Raw genomic sequence first — 18,098 nt, forward strand, 5'->3', positions numbered from 1 at the left:
CTTGCCGATTCCCGGGAACTTCCTCTCGGCGACCACCGAGTCCATCGATCCGAACACGTCGGGCTGGACGCCCAAGCTGAACTGCACGATCAGCAAGGGCGTCGGCGGCCGTAACGGTGACGGCTGCTTGTCCGTCAAGTCGGTGGCCGCGGGCGAGATGCAGGCCCGCACCGTGTCCTCCTATCCGGTCACCGCGGGCACCGTGTACTACGCGTTCGCCGACACGGCCGGAGTGGTGGGGGAGCGGATCGGGATCCGCTGGCTCAACGCCTCGGGCGGCGAAGTCGGCGTCGCCTACTCGGCGACCACGATGGCGGCCTCGTCGGCGTGGCACCGCGTGAGTACCGCGGGTGTTGCCCCCGCCGGTACGACGCAGGCGCAGGTCATCCTGTCGTCGACAGAGGTGGGCGCGACCGTCTCCCACTACTGGGAGAACGTCTACCTCGGCCTGCCGCTGCGCACCCAGGGCAACCTGCTGCCCTTCAACACCGAATCCACCGAGGTCGACGCCACCGGCTGGGCGGCGGTCGTCAACGCGACCGTCACCCGCCAAGTACCCGTCATACAGTGGGCCGTCGACAACTACCTGGCCGGCGGCCACACGTTGGCGATGACGGCGGTCGCCGCGGGTAACGCGTCGGTGCTGGCCGTGGACCGGCCGGCGGTGATTCCCGGCGTCGAGTATCTGGCCTACGCCTACTTGCAGCCGCCGGTTCTCACCTCGCAGGCGTGGATCGAGCTGCGGTTCTTCGACGTCAACGGCAACCAGGTTGCCGCGCAGCGGTCGACGTTGGCGCCGCCGGCGACGACGGGCATGTACCGGCAGCGGGCGTCCATGGTGGCGCCGGTGAATGCGGCGACCTGCTCGGTGGCGGCCGGCTTGGACAGTGCGTCGGCCGGGCAGGTGCTGCGCCTGGAAACCGTCGTGGTGACGGTGGCGCCCCAGTTGCAGGCCGGTTCGGTGATGCCGTATGCCGACTCCAGCTTCGAGCAGGGAATCGCCGGATGGACGGTGCCCTCTGGTGTGGCGACGCTGGCGCGCACCACACCGTGGGGTGCGAGCTTCTTCGACGGCTCCTACGCTCTCGCCATCACCTCGGCGACAGCGACGGCATCCACGGTCCGCTCGGCGAAGTTCCCGGTCACCGAAGGCGACAACTGGCGGGCGCAGACGCTGGCCCATCCGGCGGCCGGCACCTGGTCGAGTGTCCGGGTGCGCGTCCACTGGTACGACGTGGCCAACGGGGATCTAGGCACGTCGACGGGCATCTCGTATGTTCTGCCGGGCTCCAGCTGGTACGTGCTGGCATCGGATGCGATCGCCCCTGCGGGCGCCACTCAGGCAGCGTTCGAGATCGTGGCGACAGCCTCGGCGACATCGAGTGTCCTGCACGTCGACCAGATCGCGTTGTGGCAGGTGCTGCCGCTGACCGAGGTGGAGACCGTCGACGGCGACGGCTACATCAAGCTGACGTTGCGCGAACTGACCCTGGACTACGAGTTGGTGGTGTCCCGGGTGGCGTCGGACGGATCCCGCGTCCTGGTCCGCGGCACCTCGGGGCTGATCGACCACCAGCTCATCACCTCGGACCTGATGGTCATCGAGGATCATGAGGCGCCGCTGAACACCCCCGTGTACTACATCATCGAGCAGTACCCGCCGGGCTCGCTCGTCAGCAGCGGACGCGTCAGCGACAGCGTCACGCTCACCCTCGCCGACATCAACCTGGCCTGGCTGAAGGACCCGTCGAACCCGCAGCGGAACTGCCTGGTGATGGTGGCGAAGGCCCCGGACTGGCAGCGGCCGATCGACCAGGCCGCCTATGTCGTCAAGGGCCGCCGCAACAAGGTGACTCACAGCGGTGTCCGGCAGGGGCTCGAAGGGGATCTCGCGATCGCGACCCGCTCTGACGGGGAGCGCGCCGCCCTGAACCTGCTGCTCGACTCCGGCAACACCCTGCTGTGGCAGGCCGTGCCGGGCATGGGCGTCTCCGACATGTACGTGGCCGCAGGCCAGAGCAGCGAGGCCCGCACTGGCGGCCTCGCTCAGGACGTGTGGCGGAACTGGACGCTGCCGCTGGTGGAGGCCGACATGCCGGTCACGGCCGGGGTGAACGGGTCCGCGGGCCGCACCTGCCAGGACGTGGTCACCGAGTTCGACACGTGCGCTGATCTGCTTGCCGCCTACCGGACCTGCGAGGACTTGCTGCTCGACCGGCGGAGGTGACCTTGTATCCCGTCTCTGACCGGTTTCTGCAACGTCTCACCGAGAACTATGCGCCGGTCACGGAGGTGCTGCTGTTCTACACCGACGGCCGGGTCATCGAACTCCCGCACACCGGGGGCAGTGTGACGGTGGACCGGTCGCAGGCGATCCGCCGCACCTGCACGGTCACCATGGCCGACCCGACGCTGATCCCGCGCTCCCCGTCGGATCAGCTAGCCACCTACGGGGCCCGGCTGCGCATCAGCCGCGGCGTCGACTACGGCGACGGGTCCACGGAGTTGGTGCCCCTGGGGGTGTTCCGCCTCGACAGTGTGAGCGGAGACGTCTCCCAGGGTCCGGTCACACTGCAGGGGAAAGACCTGTCCGCGGTCGTCGCAGACGACAAGTTCACGGCCCCGTACACGGTGAGCGGCACCCTGCTCAGCGCCGTCGGGGAGCTGATCCGCCGCAGCATCCCGGCCGCCGAGATCGTCGCCGGAATCTCCGACGTCACCATCGGGACCCGCACCTTCGATGTCGAAGGGGATCCGTGGGCGGGCGTACAGGAGATCGCCGCAACCGCCGGCGCCGAGGTGTACCCAGATGCGGACGGCGTGTTCCGCATCTCCACCCTGCCTGATCTGACGACTGCTACTCCCGTATGGGAGATCAACGCGACCGAGGGCGGCGCCTACATCTCCGCCAACCGGGCCATGAGCAGCGACAACGTCAACAACGGGGTGCTGGCCCGCGGCGAGAACACCTCCGACAACATTCCACCCGTCTCCTACCTGGCCGTCGACAACGACCCCAACTCGCCCACCTACTGGTCCGGACCGTATGGGCACCGCCCGATGTTCTACTCGTCGGCGACGCTCACCTCCACGGTCGCCTGCCAGCAGGCCGCCATCCTGAAACTCGCCCAGGCCAAGGCGCCCAACGCGTCCGGCGACGTGTCGTCCCTGCCGAATCCGGCGCTGGAGCCGGGTGACGTGCTGCGGGTGATGCACGAGGACGGCAGCCGCGAACTCCACCAGGCCGCCTCCTTCAGTGTGCCGTTGGACGTCGGGGGCGACTTCCCGATCTCGACGATCAGCGCCAAGGAGGACGCGTGACCAGCCGTCCCGCGCTCGCCGTCCACCGAGACCTGTCCGCGGCCCTCAAGTCGCAGGCCAAACGCACCGGCGAGCAGTCCCCGTCGGTGCGCGGCTCGGACTGGCGGCTCGCCACCGTCACCGCGGTCAACACGAACGGGACCGTCGACGCAGACGGCATCCCGGCGATCCGCCGCATGGACACCTACCAGGCCCCCGCGGTCGACGACGTCATCGTCATCTCCCAGTCCAGCAGCGGCAACTGGATCGCCGAGGGCCGCACCGCATCCGCCACCGACCCGGTCGGGGCATGGACAGCGATCCCTCTCGCCAGCGGGTTCACCAGCACGCACACCGTGTTCGGGCCAGCCCAGTACCGCATCGTCACCGCCCACGGCAGCAGGCGAGTCGAACTCCGCGGCTCCGTCGACTGCACCTCGTCGGTGACCGCCCAGACCAACTTCAGCACGGCCCTGCCGACCGCGGCCCGCCCATCGGTGGCCCGCAGCTGGGTCGGCCGCCGCAACTACTCCGCGAACACCAACGGCGTGATCGCCATGGAGATCACAACCGGCGGCGTCATGAACGTCTTCGGATCAGCCAGCCCCAGCCAGACCGACTGGTTCGCCCTCGACGGCTGCCACTACGAGCTCTAGGAGACGCGGTGACCACCACGGACGCCTACGGGCAGAACATCGGCCTGTGGGCGATGACCGATGCCCCATCGATCCCGGACGCCATCAAAACCCTGGCGGACGGCGTCATACCGCGCGGCGTGATGCGCTTCGCGTCCGCCTCCGCCCGGGGCGCCGCACTCGCCGGCGCCACCGCGCCCGTGGAGGGCATGGCCTGCTACCTGCTCGATGTGAACCGCTTCGAGGTGTACGACGGCGCGGCGTGGGTGACCCCGCCGCAGACCCTGACCAGCACGGCCAGCGGACTCTCGGCGGCCAGCGGATTCTCCGTCAACGCCTTCGCCGGTTACCGCGAGGGCCGAGTCATCGCCATCGACGCCTACATCACGCGCACCGGCGCCACCCTCAACGAGTCGAACGGCAACGTCGTCGACACCGCATGCTGCACCCTTCCGGCCGGGTGGCGGCCCACCCACCAGACCATCAACGGCGACTGGGACTCGGGTGTCGCCGGCGGCGGTTTCGTGGTCGGCACCGACGGCATCTGCACGCTGCGCTCCGCCACCGGCGACATCAGCAACGGCAGCGCCCTGCGCCTGCACGTCGTGTTCATCAAGACCACCTGACCTCCGCCTTGCTGTCCGCCCCGCGCCGTTGGCCGGGGCGTTCCTCATGCCCAGAAAGGGGGTCGTCTTGAAGCTCGTCACCAGAGCACAACTGGGCTGGCCCGCATCGGCCGCGCCGACACAGATGTCCACGAAAGGCGTCAAGGTCCACTACGAGGGCAGCCCCGTCTCGACGAAGCTGCTGTCCGACCACGGCGCCTGCATCGCCGAGTGGAAGGCCATCCGCAAATCGCACCTGGCGAACACGGCTGAGGGCTACTCGGACATTGCCTACAACTACGGCGCCTGCCCGCACGGCTACCTCCTTGAGGGCCGCGGCCTAGGCAAGCGCACCGGCGCGAACGGCAACCAGCCGTTGAACACCGCGCACTACGCGATCGTCGGCCTCGTCGGCAGCGAGGGTCTGACCGAGCCGACGGACGCCATGCTCGGGGCGATCCGCGACGGCATCGAACTGCTGCGCAAGCACGGTGCCGGAACCGAGATCAAGGGCCACCGCGACGGCTACGCCACCGCCTGCCCTGGCGGGCCGCTGTATGCGTGGGTACAGAAGGGGGCTCCCCGCCCAGCAGGCACCTCCGAGCCGCCGAAGACCACCACACCCCAGGAGGACCCCATGGCGGGCATGACCAAGCAGGATGTCTTCGACTCGGTCTGGAAGTGGGACGGCATCCCGGCCCCGGCCGACGCTGCTGACATCAAGACCAACCCGAACTGGCAGGCCCTGAGCGTCTTGCGCGACATTCAGGCCCGCGTCCGCGCCAACACCGCCGCGGAGGCGGCGCAGACCGCGGCGATCACCAAGCTTGCGCAGCTCATCGGCTCCGACGTCGACACCGCCCAGGTCGTCGCAGCAGTCCAGAAGGCGATCGCTGACGCGGTCGTCAAGGTGTCTGTCGATGTGAGCGGGCCGGAGGGTAAGTGACTGGTCTCGACTACGACTGGGAGTTTCTGGAGGACGGCCGGACCATCGAGCCGATCTCGGTCGGCATGGTGTCCGACGACGGCCGCACCTACTACGCCGTCAATGCTCGGCTTGCCGCGCAGGGTTGGAAGGGTCGGCGCCTCCGGCGACGGGTGCGCAAGCACGAGTGGCTGATGGAGAACGTCATCCCCAACCTGCCGCAGCCGCACGGGGACTGGCGGCTCCACATGCCGGGGCGGTGGTTGTTCAACTACCTCGACCCGGCCGTGAAGCCCATCGAACAGATCGCTTCCGAGGTCGCCGAGTTCGTTCGCGCCACCGATGACGTGGAGCTGTGGGCGAACTATGGCGCCTACGACCATGTCTGCCTCGCTCAACTGTGGGGCCGCATGATCGATCTCCCCGAGGGTGTCCCCATGTTCACCAACGACATTCAGCAGGAAGCCCGCCGTCTCGGCATCGGCTGGGACCAGCTCCCGAAGCAGGAGGGCGCCGAGCACAACGCGCTCGCGGACGCCCGCCACAACCAGACCGTCCGGCGCTGGCTCGCCGAACAGGAAGCGAGAACGTCATGAAGATCTTCGGGCGTGATCCGGTGCTGTTCCTGAACAGTCTCTCCGGCATCCTCGGACTCGTCGTCACCTTCAACGTCGGCCTCACCGAGAACCAGGCGGGCTGGCTCGTCGCAGGCATGTCCGCCGTTCTCGGCGCCATCGCCGCAGCGATGACCCGGCCGATCGCCGTGCAGGCCTTCACCACGCTCGTCGCCACCGTCGCTTCCGCGGTCGCCGCGTTCGGCTACGACGTGGCACCAACCACGACAGCCGCCATCAACGGTCTGGTGCTCGCCGTCATCATGTTCATCACCCGCGGACAGGTGTCGCCCGCCAAGCCCGGCGCCCCGGCGGCCTGAGTGGTGTGTCGTACAGTCCGGCGCCTGGCCCGGACCCTCGGCCGGAGGGGCGCGTTCCTGCTGGCGTTCGGCACCGTGTGGGCGCTGATCGGCTACGGCCAGATCACTTCGCCGCAACCGGACCAGCGAGGCCTGCACCTGCTGCTGAACAAGGTGCCGTTGGAGGTGTGGGGCTGGCTGTGGATCACAGCCGGGCTGGTGGCGATCGCGTCAGCGTGGATGCGGCAGGGCAGCGACAGGTTCGGGTTCTTCGCCCTGTCCCTGATCGTGCTGCCGTGGATCGTCTCCTACTTGGCAGCGTGGGGGCAGGGGGACTTTCCACGCGGGTGGGTCGCCTCAGCCCTGTACGGCGGACTCGCGATCGGAATCATGGTGGTGGCCGGGTGGGGGGAGCCTCCGAGGCCCAAGAGAGAAGAGCCTCCGTATGACTCCTGACGTCAACACCATCGCCTCGATCCTGGGGACGGTTGCGACTGGCGGCCTGGCGGCCTGGGCCGCACGCTCAGCGAAGCGGACGAAGCCGCAGGAACGGCGGGACGACTTCACCACAGTCAAGGTCGCGCTCAACGAACGCATCGACGATCTCAAGGAAGACATCGTCAGCCAGCAGGCCCAGATCACCGGACAGCAGGAGCAGATCACCGGACAGGGTGCGGCGATCTCGTGGCTGGTCGTGGACCGGCGCAGTCTTGTCCACACCATCCGCACCGCCGGGCTGAAGCCGCCCATCCCGCGGCCCATCCCGGATCGGGCCCGCCCATACCTCGACTCTATCGACGTGTGAGAACTGGAGTGCGAATGCCTGAACCGCCCGTGGCACGCGAACCCCGCCGTGACACCACGGCGGCCGACGCCGGCTCGCTGGAACGCATGGGCCGGCTCGACGAGCAACCCATGCCCGCGCCGGCGGCCGACCCGCTCCTCGAACCCGACCTACCGCCGGCGCCCGCCGACCGGTGACCGCACGACGACGCCCCCGCTCTTCTCGCTGCCATTCGGCGGCGGGGGAGCGGGGGCGGCTTCGTGTTGAGGCGGTCAGTCGACAAGCCGCATCTGGTATTTGGTGCCGCGGTCGTCGGCCAGCGCGGTCGCAGTGAACACTCGCACCGCGACTTCGCCACCCTCTTCGATTGTGTGCGGCATGCCAGGGTTGAGGACGAGCCGCGGGGCGGACACCCGGTTGTACGGCAGACCTTCACCGCCGAGCCCCGCTTCCAGGGAGAAGTCTCGCCGCGAACCGAGGGTTGGCAGAGGTGCGCCGAGGCTCTCGGCTACACGCCGGGCTTCCGCCTCGCAGCGCTGCGCTACCCACCCAGGGTCCTCGTCAGTATCGGTCAGCACCAGGTCGACGGTGAACCGCATCTTCGGATCGGGGCCGCGAGTCAGCGGATCCAGGTAGCCGTCGTATTCGACCGGGTCGACGAGCAGGCGCGGCTCGATACCCGGCGACCGAGCGAGCTCGATCTCCTCACCACCGATCGTGAGGCGAATCCATTCCACGGACACGGGCGCTGCAGTCGTCATGCCACGACGGTAGCGCGGCCGGACCAGGCCACGTCGTCGTACCCTGGCGGCAGCCGCCGGCCTGAGAAGCCCGTGCGCCGGACGCATCCACGGCCCGGCGCGTGACGCGGCGAGTGGACAGGAGGGCCGGAGCCGACGGGCAACGGCCCTCCGCGAAGAAGCCCCACCCTCTTCGGAGGGTGGGGCTTCGTTGTGCGGCTATCGTTCGGGGAGGTCCCCGCCTGGTAACGACAGGCGGGGACCGCTCACTCGTCGGGGTCGGTCCAGGTGAGGCCGTAGTTCTGCATGGTGGTGGTCATGGGTTCATCTTCGCCGACGGGGCTGACAGGGCTGTCGCGGTGGGGTGCGCGGCGGAGTCCGGGTTGGGGCCACCGGTAGGTGCGGTGGATGGTGTAGCCGGGTTGTGGTGCGACGTCGACTTGGTAGACGAAGGTGCCGTCGCCCCAGTGTTGCCGGGCGATGGCGCGTGCGGGGTGCCATGTGCCGTTGATGCGGATGTCGAGGGCGGGGAGGTTCCGGTGTGGGTAGACGTGGACGGCGGGCTTGGGGCCGTCGCTGGGCTGCCAGGGCTGCTGCTGGATCGCGTCCGGGATGTTGTCGCTCATGAGTCGCCGGCTTTCGCGGTCCCGAGTGCGATGTCGGGCCGGCAGTGCGCGCAGGGATGCATGAAGGTCGGGTCGCGGGTGAGGGCCTGCCGGGCGTCCGTATCGCTGATGGCGGTGACGGCCTGGCCGATGCGTGGGCAGTCGGCGATGTGGATGGTGACGCCGACTCCATTTCCGGCGTGACGTTCCTGTTCGGTGACGTAGCCGTGCGTGGTGCGCGCCTGCTCTGCGACTTGCTCGATCTTCCGCCGCGTGTCCCGGAGCTGCCAGTCCAGCCACTCCTCCAAGGCCCGCAGTTTGGCGAGGCGCTCGAAGGGCGAAAGCTCGGACATGTGTTCGAGTGTATGGGTGTTGGAGGCGGCTGGCATCCTAGGGGTGTGCCTGACCGCTACCACCTCACCTTGACCGCCGACGGCCGGCCCGCCATGCACGGCTGGTGGGCGGACGAGACGGTAGCCCGCAGCAAGCACGGCCGCTGGATCGGCGTCTACGGCCGGCCCGGCTTCCACATCACCCTCGTCGACGAGACGACCGGCGAGACGTTGACGGAGTGGCCCGAGAAGGCGTGACCGTCTGGGATCGTGGCGGCATGACCTTGGATCCGCGTTCGCCGTCGATGAATCTGTGGCACCGCCTTCTCGCTGCCGGCGTGAGCGAGGAGGAGGCGACGACTCTGATGCACGGCTACGCTCACGAACTTGCCGATCGACAGAGGGCGTGGATCGAGGAGCGGGCTGACATGCCGTGGTGGGTCGACGAGATCCCCGACATCATCGACCCGGAGGCGCAGCGGCCTCCCGTCGGCGAGTACCGCTTGTCGTCGCGCCCCGGCGTTGTCGGTGCCGATGGATAGGGTGACCGCACCAAGCATCCGTTGCGATCAAGTCGGGGATGCTGCTACCGCCTCGCCCGACGTGGAACCCCGGGCGGGGCGTGCTGCTATCTGGGAGGCGCAGTGGACAGGCTGATCGAATGGCTGGGTGAGCAGCTCGGTGAGGACGAGCGGATCGCGAAGGCCGCGACCCCCGGCCCCTGGTGGCACAACCCCGGCAAGCAGTGGCTCGGCCCGGAGGCGTTCGAGAAGTACGACCTGCGACAGGGCGAGGAGTTCGTGGGCTACGGCGGCCCGCACCCTTTCACGGGAGCCGTCGCATCGACCGGTCCGGCGAGCAACATTCAGGGCATGAAGGACGCGGCGTTCATCGCCGGGCACGATCCGGCACGGGTCCTGCGGGAGATCGACAGCAAGCGGGATCTGCTCGCCTTCGCCAAGGGCATCCATGACCACCACGACACGTTCACCACTGGTGTCGCCGCCCGGTTGGAGCAGACTCTGCGCCTGCTCGCTCTGGCCTACGCGGACCGTCCCGGCTTCCGTGAGGACTGGCGGCCGTGATGCGCCGCTTGCTCCGCTGCTTCTTCCGTGGCTACGCCCAGGGTGGCGAGATGCCCGTCTACCGCCCGCGCCCGGGTGAGCGTCTGATGATGCTGTCGCCGGGCCGCCGGATTGATGATCCGGATGAGGCGGAGGCGCTCGGGATGACCGCCGACGCGAAGCGCATGCGACGCCAGGGGGAGCCGTCATCGGCGAAGGAGGGCCGGTTTCCGCCCGGCTTCATCGACCGCATCAACCAGGGGAGGCGGCTATGAGGCTTCTCGCTCGACTGTTCCCCGGGCACCCCTTGGGCGACTCGCAGGTTACTTGGGGCGATGGCGAATCTGTGCGGCGGGTGGACTGGGATCGGCGCGTCGACTGGTTCATCAACGGCACCCCCGCTTCTAGGGAGACGGTGAGGGAATTCATCTCGGCCAGGGATCAAGCGTCGCGCGAGTTCCTGCTGCCTGGCGGCTAGCCCTTGGCAGGCTCCGGGTGCCGCACGGCCTTCTTCAGCGCCATCTCTGCCTCGTACCTGCCGATCCCGGCGGCGACCGCGTACTCGCTGACGGCGGCTTGTACGGCGGCTGCGGTGTCGACGGTGAGCGTACCGGCCTGGATCTCCTCCCAGGCGGAACGTTCCAGCGCGATCAGGTTCTCAGGCAGGTCGATGGTCACCGGGGGATCCTACGTCGGGCATGAGAGCGCCCCCGGGCACCACCCCGGGGGCTGCTGGACCGGCCAGGTTCAGCGTCAACGACACGACAGTAGCGGCGCGCGAGTGTGGCGTCTCCCCAGGGATGGGGAATCCGGCACAGTCCCTACGCCGCCTCGGTCACGTCTCCGCGTTCAACCTCCCGCAGCGTCGCCAGCAGCTGCCCGTACTCTTCCCGCTGCGCATCGGTCAGCCCCACCGCCGGATGACCTCCCGGGCCGGTCCAGAACGCGCGGATGCGTTCGTTCAACTCGGCAGCCGTAGGCCGCGCGGGACCCGGGCAAGGGGGAGTGGGGGGCATGGTCAAAGTCTAGGGCGACGGTCTGACTGCGGACTACAGGAGTTGTGTCGTCTGTCCTAGGTGAAGCCCACGACGAACGGAGTAGACGATGCCCAAGCCGCCCCTGAACTGCGCCCTGTGCGGACTCTCTATCTGGAATGAGCCGCCCACCGTATGGAGTCCAGAGCCGGGCCGTGAGCCCTTCTGTGGCGATGACTGCTGCGCCACTGCCAGCGCCGTCACGTACTCCATCTCGCCCGCTATCGACAGGGCCGTCCGCCGGGACCACGGCTTGTGCGGGAAGTACCCGTGCTCCGACTGCCGTTGAGTCAGCTCGTCGTGGGCGGTTTCGGCAGCTCAGTCACGAACGTGCCGATGCCCGGCTGCATCTCCGCGAGGCCCGCCTTGCGCAGCTCCGTCAACACGCGTTTCGCGGTCACCTGGCTGATCCCGAACTCGTCGCAGATCGCCATCGCGGACGGGAGTCGGCCGCCGGGCTCGTAGGTGCCGTCGACGATCCGCTCCGACATGACGGCGTACACCTGCCGCCAGCGCGGCACATCCGGCTCCCACTTCATGATCCAGACGCTAGGTGGGCTTAGCCAGACACGCGAGACGAGTCGACCTAGACGGGCTATACCACCTATCCCGCAGGGGTATCGTGCAATTTCACGACCCGACTAGCGCCCCGGGGCCGCGGCCCAGCAGCCCCGAGGCAGCCGACGACAGGACCGTCGACCAATGGCCCACAGTACGGAGCACCACAGCGCAACGCAGCAACACAAACTCGACGAGCTCATCTCCGAGGCCTACGCCGCCACCGGCATCCTCCCCACCATCGACGACTGCCGCCGCCTCAACGAGCAACTACGCGCCGCCATAAAGGAACTCGCCGACGAGGTAAGGCGGCGACGCGATCAGATGCCGGCGCGCAGCCGCGACTGGTACCGGTGCGATCGGCTCCTCGCCGACACCGGACCCCTCCTCGCCGAAGACATGGGTGCCGGCCTGTTGTCTGCCGCCATGCATGTGGCGGAGCTTGGCCGGCACTGCCAGATGCTGCGGGACTGCATACGCGAGGCCCGCTGACTCCCGGCCGTCGTGGACGGTGCGGCGGCCGGGTTCGCGGGGGAATCGGGGTGACTGACCCGTGCGGCTGTGGCCAGAGGGTGAGCGGGTGGTTACACATTCACACGGGGCGTACATCATCCGCACAGGTATATGCAGCGGGCACCTTCCGTGATTGGCGACGTCCGCCGTTTACTGCATGTCTAGGCATGCACGGTGCGCTCAACAACAGCTTCCCGTCCGTCCCGCAGGGTGGAGCCAGCGGGGCGGTCAGGGGCGATCCCCGAGGAGGTCGGCCAACGGTGTGTCAAGAACTCTGGCGATCCGCAGTAGCCAGCCGATCCGGGCATCGGTTGCCCCGGATTCGATGCGCTGGACGGTGAGGCGGGTAACGCCGGATCGGTGACCGAGTTGCTCCTGACTGAGGTTGGCATGCTCCCGGCCGACGCGGACGCGGTCGCCGATTACGCGACGTCTTTGGATGATCCAGTCGGGCTCTGGTTCGCGGGGCACTCGACAAACGCTCAGCCCGCGACGATCATGAGTCAGCCTATGAGGGCATACATTTTTCGATCTTGAATGAGAGAGACTTGGCCGGCGCCCAGACCCTGCGGCGGCCACCCGTCCGTCGCCGCTTCGGCCACCCTCCGGCGCGACGGACGAGGGCGGCGACCGTGCGTAGGTGCATCCGCCGGTCGCCGCCCAGGCTTGAACGCGAGTCAGAAGTAGAACGCCCCGATCTCTTTTCGAGTCGGGGCGCTCTACTGTCAGCACGACGCCCCCCGTCACTTAGCGACGGGGGGCGCGCCCAGTGGAGTCAAGGCTCCACCGGCAGGGCCGAAGCCCCACCTACCTTTTCCCCACCGGTCCTCGCGTGGGGGTGCATCGAGGGGGCCGCCGAAGCAAGCCCCTCCCCAGGTGATCGACAGGGTAGGTCAGTGACTGCCGCGTGGGAACTGGGCCTGCGGCACCCTCACTCCATTGGATTAACCCTCACGGCGCGAGGTTGTGGACGGGATGTGGATTTTTGGCCTTCCGCGTCGACGCGCGAGAGGGTATCCAGCTTCTCCATGTGGACGTTGAGCTGCGTATATGTGCGCCTTGTTGATCAATGACTACACCGTCTACAACTACCTGAACCGGGAGAAGGACTCCTGACCTGGGCCGCCAGGTGACTCCGGGGCTTTGTTACCCGGAATTTTCAACAAAGTGTTGACGTGGTGGTGGCGAGGGCGTTAGCTACAGCCAGCCCGTTCAGCACTCAGCCACGGAGGCTCCGGTGACTTCGACTTCCACGCCGCCGGACCTCGCCCGGTTCAACGTTCTTGAGGAGCACGCGGCGTTCGCCGTCCTCCTCGAGGCGTGCGCCTCCACGGCGTGGGCGAAGCGGCTGTCGGCCGCCCGTCCGTATGCCGGCCCCGAGGACCTGTACGCCGCGAGCGACGCGGCGATGGCGGACCTGACCGCCGAGGATCTTGCCGAGGCGATGGCCGGACACCCGCCGATCGGACGCCCCAAGCCCGGCGACCCGACCTCCAGCCGGGAACAGCGCGGCATGGCGGGCGCCTCCGAGGAGCTCAAGGCGGAGATGCTGGAACTGAACCTGGCCTACCAGGAGCGGTTCGGTCATGTCTTCCTCATCTGCGCCACCGGCCGGACCGGCGAGCAGATGCGGGACGCGGTCAAGGAGCGGATCGGGAACTCGCCCGAGCAGGAGCGCGAGATCGTCCGCGTCGAACTCGGCAAGATCAACCGCATCCGGCTCGGCAACCTCGTACAGGAAGAGCAGGCATGAGCACGAGCACCACCGCCTCCGTGTCCACCCACATCCTGGACACCTCCGTCGGCCGCCCCGCCGAGGGCGTCGCCGTCCAACTCGCCGCGCGCAGCGGCCTGTTGGGGGAGTGGCAGCCGCTGGGTGGCTCCGCGACCGACGCGGACGGGCGGTGCAAGGACCTGCCGGCGCCGCCGGAAGGAACCACACACGTACGGCTCGACTTCGCCGTGGAGCCGTATTTCGAAAAGAAGCAAGCCGATGCGCAGCAGGACGCCCCCGCGAATCGGGACAGCGGTGCGAGCACCGGAGTGTTCTTCCCGGAAGTGGCGATCACCTTCGCCGTACAGCCCGGCGAGCACTACCACGTACCGCTGCTGCTCAACCCGTTCGGCTACTCCGTATATCGAGGGAGCTAGCTATGCCCACCATCCTGGGACAGAACCAGTACGGCAAGGCCGAGAACCGAGTCGTCAAGATCACGCGGGACGGTGCCACCCATCACATCAAGGACCTCAACGTGTCCGTGTCGCTGAGCGGCGACATGGACGAGGTCCACTACTCCGGCTCGAACGCCAACGTGCTGCCGACCGACACCACCAAGAACACGGTGTACGCGTTCGCCAAGGAGCACGGCATCGAGTCCGCCGAGCAGTTCGGCATCCACCTGGCCCGGCACTTCGTGACCAGCCAGGAGCCGATCAGGACCGCGCGCATCCGCATCGAGGAGTACGCCTGGGAGCGCACGGTGGGAGGTCACTCCTTCGTCCGCAAGGGCCAGGAGACCCGGCTCACCCAGATCACCTACGACGGCCGGAGCTGGGAAGTCGTCTCCGGGCTCAAGGACCTGACGGTGCTCAACTCGACCGACTCCGAGTTCTGGGGCTACGTCAAGGACAAGTACACGACACTGCCCGAGGCGTACGACCGGATCCTGGCGACCGAGGTGTCCGGGCGCTGGCGCTTCAACTGGTCCGACGACGCACAGGAGATGCCGGACTGGGAGCAGTCCTACGAGCAGACCAGGCAGCACATGCTCCGGGCCTTCGCCGAGACGTACTCGCTCTCGCTCCAGCAGACCCTGTACCAGATGGGTTCGCGGATCATCGACAACCGTGACGAGATCGACGAGGTCCGCTTCTCGCTCCCCAACAAGCACCATTTCCTTGTGGACTTGGCGCCGTTCGGGCTCAAGAACGACAACGAGGTGTACTACGCCGCCGACCGGCCCTACGGCCTGATCGAGGCGACGGTCCTGCGGGACGGCGTCGAGCCGCGGATCCCGGCGGATCTCACCAACCTCTGACGCGAACCCGGCCCAGAATCAAGGAAGTTGAGACGAACGATGGTAACGATGGTTCAGCGCGTCGTCATCGAGAACTGTTCGATCGCGACGGTCGACGCCGCCGACACCGAGTACGCCACCGGGTACGTGGTCATCGCCGGCAACCGTATCGAGTCGCTCGGCGCGGGCAAGGCGCCCGAGGGGCTCACGGACGTGGTCCGGCGCATCGACGCGACCGGTCACCTGGTCACCCCCGGCCTGGTCAACACGCACCACCACTTCTACCAGTGGATCACCCGGGGGCTGGCCACCGACCACAACCTCTTCAACTGGCTCGTCGCGCTGTACCCGACCTGGGCGCGCATCGACGAGCCCATGGTCCGCGCCGCCGCGCAGGGTTCCCTCGCGACGATGGCCCGCGGCGGTGTCACCACCGCGCTGGACCACCACTACGTCTTCCCCGAGGGCTCCGGCGACCTCTCCGGCGCCATCATCGGGGCCGCCCGCGAGATGGGCGTCCGCTTCACGCTGGCCCGCGGCTCCATGGACCGCAGCGAGAAGGACGGCGGGCTGCCGCCGGACTTCGCCGTGGAGACCCTGGAGGGTGCCCTCGCCGCGACCGAGGCGACGGTACGGGAGCACCACGACGCCTCCTTCGACGCGATGACCCAGGTCGCCGTGGCGCCCTGCTCGCCGTTCTCCGTCTCCACCGAACTCATGCGTGAGGGCGCCGAGTTGGCCCGCCGGCTCGGCGTACGGCTGCACACGCACGGCTCGGAGACGGTCGAGGAGGAGCAGTTCTGCAAGGAGCTGTTCGGCATGGGTCCGACCGACTACTTCGAGTCCACCGGCTGGCTCGGCGAGGACGTGTGGATGGCGCACTGCGTCCACATGAACGACTCCGACATCGCCGCCTTCGCCCGCACGAAGACCGGTGTCGCCCACTGTCCCTCGTCCAACGCCCGGCTCGCGGCCGGTATCGCCCGCGTCCCCGACATGCTCGCCGCCGGCGTCCCGGTCGGTCTCGGTGTCGACGGCACCGCCTCGAACGAGTCCGGCGAACTCCACACCGAACTGCGCAACGCCCTCCTGATCAACCGTCTCGGCGCCCACCGCGAGGCCGCCCTCAACGCCCGCCAAGCGCTGCGCCTCGGGACCTACGGCGGTGCCCAAGTCCTGGGTCGCGCCGCGGAGATCGGCTCGCTCGAACCCGGCAAGCTGGCCGACCTGGTGCTGTGGAAGCTGGACACCCTCGCCCACGCGTCCATCGCCGATCCGGTGACCGCGCTGGTCTTCGGCGCGGCGGCCCCGGTCACCGCGTCGTTCGTGAACGGCCGTCAGATCGTCGAGGCGGGCCGCCTGTTGCATGTCGACGAGGACGCCATCGCCCGCTCCACGCGGGAAGAGGCCCAGCGCCTGGCGCGGATCGCCGCGCGGGGCTGACCGGTTGGCCGGCCGACCGGTCGGCGGGCCGTTGTTCAAGATCTCCGGTCGAGGGGGACGGCCCTCGTCCGGTGGCCGTGGCCGGGGCGTGCATGCACTTTGTGCGCCCCGGAACGGCCCTGCCCATCCCTTTTGTTGGGTTCCGTCCCCCGGTCCCGCACGACCGCGCATCACCTCCTGAAACCCACGTCAGAGCCGACGTGTTACCCGCACGGAGGAGCCGCCGTGACCACCCGACCCGTCACCGATGCCGTGACCCGACCCGTCGTCCATCCGGTCGACGAGAAACTCCCCGCACTCAAGATGGCCACCACGGGCCTGCAACACGTGGCCGCCATGTACGCGGGAGTCGTCGCCCCGCCGCTCATCGTAGGGGCGGCCATCGGCCTCTCCGCCACCGAACTGACCTTCCTCACCGGCGCCTGTCTCTTCACCGCGGGACTCGCCACCTTCCTCCAGACGCTGGGCATCTGGAAGATCGGCGCCCGGCTGCCGTTCGTCAACGGCGTCACCTTCGCGGGTGTCGCCCCGATGACCGCGATCGTCGCCTCCACCGAGGACAAGTCCGACGCGTTGCCGATCATCTTCGGCGCGGTCATGGTGGCGGGCGTGCTGGGCTTCATAGCGGCGCCCTTCTTCAGCAAGGCGATCCGCTTCTTCCCGCCGGTGGTCACCGGCACGGTGATCACGCTCATCGGCGTGTCCCTGCTGCCCGTCGCCTTCGGCTGGGCGCAGGGACCCAACCCCGCGGCGGACGACTACGGTTCGACGAAGTTCCTGGGCCTGGCGGGCCTGACCCTGCTCATCGTGCTGCTCCTGCGCCGCTTCACCACCGGTTTCGTCAAGCAGATCGCCGTGCTGCTCGGCCTGGTCGCGGGCACGCTGGTCGCGATCCCGTTCGGCGTCACGGACTTCGGGCCGGTGACGGACGCGGACGTGGTGGGCTTCCCGACGCCGTTCCACTTCGGGGCCCCGCAGTTCCAGCTCGCCGCGATCGTGTCGATGATCGTGGTGATGGTGGTCTCGATGACCGAATCCACCGCGGACATGCTGGCGTTGGGCGAGATCGTCGAACGCCCGGCGGACGAACGGACCATCGCCGCGGGCCTGCGCGCCGACACGCTCGGCTCGGCCCTCAGCCCCCTCTTCAACGGCTTCATGTGCAGCGCCTTCGCGCAGAACATCGGCCTGGTCGCGATGACCCGCATCCGCAGCCGGTTCGTGGTCGCGACCGGCGGTGCCTTCCTTGTCCTGATGGGCCTGTGCCCGATGGCTGCCTCGCTGATCGCGGTCGTACCGCGCCCGGTGCTCGGCGGTGCCGGTGTCGTCCTCTTCGGCTCGGTCGCCGCGAGCGGCATCCAGACCCTGGTCCGGGCCGGCCTCGACAAGGACAACAACGTCCTGATCGTCGCCGTCTCCCTGGCCGTCGGCATCGTCCCGATCACGGCGCCGGACTTCTACCACGCCTTCCCGGAGACCGTACGGATCGTCCTCGACTCCGGCATCTCGACGGGCTGCGTGGCCGCCGTCGTACTGAACCTGCTCTTCAACCACCTGGGCAGGCAGCGGGACGCACAGGACGTGACCCATCCGATGGAGGCGGGCGAGGAGATCGCGGCGGCGCACTGAG

The 18,098-nt window shown here is 68.4% G+C and carries 27 protein-coding genes; 20 read left to right on the forward strand and 7 right to left on the reverse strand.

Translation table 11 applies throughout. From position 1 onward, the window contains the following. The first annotated feature begins 1 nt into the window (after position 1). The 10 genes from ACIP6U_RS17510 (at position 2) to ACIP6U_RS17555 (ending at position 7,359) form a co-directional block, all read left to right on the forward strand. Positions 2–2,227: a hypothetical protein gene (locus tag ACIP6U_RS17510; protein ID WP_401718056.1), complete on the forward strand. Its 2,226-nt coding sequence runs from the start codon at positions 2–4 to the stop codon at positions 2,225–2,227. After that, on the forward strand, positions 2,224–3,321 hold the full coding sequence (locus ACIP6U_RS17515; protein ID WP_401718059.1) for a DUF5047 domain-containing protein: 1,098 nt from the start codon (positions 2,224–2,226) through the stop codon (positions 3,319–3,321). The genes ACIP6U_RS17510 and ACIP6U_RS17515 overlap by 4 nt, the downstream gene beginning before the upstream one ends. Further along, a complete protein-coding gene (locus tag ACIP6U_RS17520) occupies positions 3,318–3,956 on the forward strand; it encodes a hypothetical protein (RefSeq protein WP_401718062.1) in 639 nt (212 codons plus the stop codon). The genes ACIP6U_RS17515 and ACIP6U_RS17520 overlap by 4 nt, the downstream gene beginning before the upstream one ends. Positions 3,957–3,964: 8 nt before the next feature. Continuing rightward, the gene (locus ACIP6U_RS17525; protein ID WP_401718064.1) at positions 3,965–4,561 is read left to right on the forward strand and encodes a hypothetical protein; all 597 of its coding nucleotides are present in this window, start codon (positions 3,965–3,967) and stop codon (positions 4,559–4,561) included. Between the two features lie 67 nt (positions 4,562–4,628). Further along, the gene (locus tag ACIP6U_RS17530) at positions 4,629–5,486 is read left to right on the forward strand and encodes a peptidoglycan recognition family protein (RefSeq protein WP_401718067.1); all 858 of its coding nucleotides are present in this window, start codon (positions 4,629–4,631) and stop codon (positions 5,484–5,486) included. Beyond that, on the forward strand, positions 5,483–6,061 hold the full coding sequence (locus tag ACIP6U_RS17535) for a 3'-5' exoribonuclease domain-containing protein (protein WP_401718070.1): 579 nt from the start codon (positions 5,483–5,485) through the stop codon (positions 6,059–6,061). The genes ACIP6U_RS17530 and ACIP6U_RS17535 overlap by 4 nt, the downstream gene beginning before the upstream one ends. Beyond that, positions 6,058–6,399, forward strand: coding sequence for a hypothetical protein (locus tag ACIP6U_RS17540; RefSeq protein ID WP_401718073.1), 342 nt, complete (start codon positions 6,058–6,060; stop codon positions 6,397–6,399). Before ACIP6U_RS17535 ends, ACIP6U_RS17540 begins: the two co-directional genes overlap by 4 nt. Further along, positions 6,400–6,834, forward strand: coding sequence for a hypothetical protein (locus tag ACIP6U_RS17545; protein WP_401718076.1), 435 nt, complete (start codon positions 6,400–6,402; stop codon positions 6,832–6,834). It abuts the gene before it with no gap. Further along, positions 6,824–7,183: a hypothetical protein gene (locus tag ACIP6U_RS17550; protein ID WP_401718079.1), complete on the forward strand. Its 360-nt coding sequence runs from the start codon at positions 6,824–6,826 to the stop codon at positions 7,181–7,183. The genes ACIP6U_RS17545 and ACIP6U_RS17550 overlap by 11 nt, the downstream gene beginning before the upstream one ends. 14 nt (positions 7,184–7,197) lie before the next feature. After that, the gene (locus tag ACIP6U_RS17555) at positions 7,198–7,359 is read left to right on the forward strand and encodes a hypothetical protein (protein ID WP_401718082.1); all 162 of its coding nucleotides are present in this window, start codon (positions 7,198–7,200) and stop codon (positions 7,357–7,359) included. A 75-nt stretch (positions 7,360–7,434) separates the two neighbouring features. Here the strand turns inward: ACIP6U_RS17555 and ACIP6U_RS17560 are convergent, their stop codons facing one another. The 3 genes from ACIP6U_RS17560 to ACIP6U_RS17570 form a co-directional block, all read right to left on the reverse strand. Next, a complete protein-coding gene (locus ACIP6U_RS17560) occupies positions 7,435–7,923 on the reverse strand; it encodes a hypothetical protein (RefSeq protein ID WP_401718085.1) in 489 nt (162 codons plus the stop codon). 245 nt (positions 7,924–8,168) lie between these two features. After that, a complete protein-coding gene (locus tag ACIP6U_RS17565) occupies positions 8,169–8,528 on the reverse strand; it encodes a hypothetical protein (RefSeq protein WP_401718088.1) in 360 nt (119 codons plus the stop codon). Continuing rightward, on the reverse strand, positions 8,525–8,860 hold the full coding sequence (locus tag ACIP6U_RS17570; protein ID WP_401718091.1) for a DUF6233 domain-containing protein: 336 nt from the start codon (positions 8,858–8,860) through the stop codon (positions 8,525–8,527). Before ACIP6U_RS17570 ends, ACIP6U_RS17565 begins: the two co-directional genes overlap by 4 nt. Before the next feature lie 45 nt (positions 8,861–8,905). On the opposite strand from ACIP6U_RS17570, the gene ACIP6U_RS17575 reads away from it, so the two are divergent. The 4 genes from ACIP6U_RS17575 to ACIP6U_RS17590 all read left to right on the forward strand — a co-directional run bounded on the left by ACIP6U_RS17575 (position 8,906) and on the right by ACIP6U_RS17590 (position 10,178). Then, a complete protein-coding gene (locus tag ACIP6U_RS17575) occupies positions 8,906–9,097 on the forward strand; it encodes a hypothetical protein (protein ID WP_401718094.1) in 192 nt (63 codons plus the stop codon). Further along, positions 9,094–9,381, forward strand: a complete 288-nt coding sequence (locus ACIP6U_RS17580; protein ID WP_401718097.1) for a hypothetical protein — start codon at positions 9,094–9,096, stop codon at positions 9,379–9,381. Before ACIP6U_RS17575 ends, ACIP6U_RS17580 begins: the two co-directional genes overlap by 4 nt. 102 nt (positions 9,382–9,483) lie before the next feature. Next, positions 9,484–9,924, forward strand: a complete 441-nt coding sequence (locus ACIP6U_RS17585; RefSeq protein ID WP_401718099.1) for a DUF6221 family protein — start codon at positions 9,484–9,486, stop codon at positions 9,922–9,924. Next, positions 9,924–10,178 (forward strand): hypothetical protein, encoded by a 255-nt coding sequence (locus tag ACIP6U_RS17590; protein WP_401718102.1) that lies wholly within the window; start codon positions 9,924–9,926, stop codon positions 10,176–10,178. Before ACIP6U_RS17585 ends, ACIP6U_RS17590 begins: the two co-directional genes overlap by 1 nt. Positions 10,179–10,377: 199 nt before the next feature. Here the strand turns inward: ACIP6U_RS17590 and ACIP6U_RS17595 are convergent, their stop codons facing one another. From ACIP6U_RS17595 to ACIP6U_RS17605, 3 genes are all read right to left on the reverse strand, one after another. Beyond that, on the reverse strand, positions 10,378–10,581 hold the full coding sequence (locus ACIP6U_RS17595) for a hypothetical protein (protein ID WP_401718104.1): 204 nt from the start codon (positions 10,579–10,581) through the stop codon (positions 10,378–10,380). 143 nt (positions 10,582–10,724) lie between these two features. Beyond that, entirely contained in the window at positions 10,725–10,868 is a 144-nt protein-coding gene (locus tag ACIP6U_RS17600) for a hypothetical protein (RefSeq protein ID WP_401718107.1), read from the reverse strand. Positions 10,869–11,227: 359 nt separating this feature from the next. Next, on the reverse strand, positions 11,228–11,476 hold the full coding sequence (locus ACIP6U_RS17605) for a winged helix-turn-helix domain-containing protein (protein WP_401718110.1): 249 nt from the start codon (positions 11,474–11,476) through the stop codon (positions 11,228–11,230). 163 nt (positions 11,477–11,639) lie between these two features. Between ACIP6U_RS17605 and ACIP6U_RS17610 the strand changes: the two genes are divergently transcribed. Further along, positions 11,640–11,987 (forward strand): DUF6415 family natural product biosynthesis protein, encoded by a 348-nt coding sequence (locus tag ACIP6U_RS17610; RefSeq protein ID WP_401718113.1) that lies wholly within the window; start codon positions 11,640–11,642, stop codon positions 11,985–11,987. 249 nt (positions 11,988–12,236) lie between these two features. On the opposite strand, the gene ACIP6U_RS17615 is transcribed toward ACIP6U_RS17610, so the two are convergent. After that, positions 12,237–12,755: a helix-turn-helix transcriptional regulator gene (locus tag ACIP6U_RS17615; protein ID WP_401718116.1), complete on the reverse strand. Its 519-nt coding sequence runs from the start codon at positions 12,753–12,755 to the stop codon at positions 12,237–12,239. Between the two features lie 490 nt (positions 12,756–13,245). Between ACIP6U_RS17615 and uraD the strand changes: the two genes are divergently transcribed. The 5 genes from uraD to ACIP6U_RS17640 all read left to right on the forward strand — a co-directional run bounded on the left by uraD (position 13,246) and on the right by ACIP6U_RS17640 (position 18,097). Continuing rightward, complete coding sequence (uraD, locus tag ACIP6U_RS17620; protein WP_401718119.1) at positions 13,246–13,761, forward strand: 2-oxo-4-hydroxy-4-carboxy-5-ureidoimidazoline decarboxylase; 516 nt, start codon at positions 13,246–13,248, stop codon at positions 13,759–13,761. Beyond that, on the forward strand, positions 13,758–14,159 hold the full coding sequence (uraH, locus tag ACIP6U_RS17625) for a hydroxyisourate hydrolase (RefSeq protein WP_401718122.1): 402 nt from the start codon (positions 13,758–13,760) through the stop codon (positions 14,157–14,159). Before uraD ends, uraH begins: the two co-directional genes overlap by 4 nt. A 2-nt stretch (positions 14,160–14,161) precedes the next feature. Further along, positions 14,162–15,046: a factor-independent urate hydroxylase gene (gene pucL / locus ACIP6U_RS17630; RefSeq protein ID WP_401718125.1), complete on the forward strand. Its 885-nt coding sequence runs from the start codon at positions 14,162–14,164 to the stop codon at positions 15,044–15,046. A 48-nt stretch (positions 15,047–15,094) separates the two neighbouring features. After that, positions 15,095–16,468, forward strand: coding sequence for an 8-oxoguanine deaminase (locus ACIP6U_RS17635; RefSeq protein WP_401718127.1), 1,374 nt, complete (start codon positions 15,095–15,097; stop codon positions 16,466–16,468). 225 nt (positions 16,469–16,693) lie between these two features. Continuing rightward, positions 16,694–18,097 (forward strand): nucleobase:cation symporter-2 family protein, encoded by a 1,404-nt coding sequence (locus ACIP6U_RS17640; protein WP_401718130.1) that lies wholly within the window; start codon positions 16,694–16,696, stop codon positions 18,095–18,097. Position 18,098 lies beyond the last annotated feature (1 nt).

Source organism: Streptomyces sp. NPDC088794 (assembly GCF_044750545.1).
Lineage (GTDB): Bacteria > Actinomycetota > Actinomycetes > Streptomycetales > Streptomycetaceae > Streptomyces.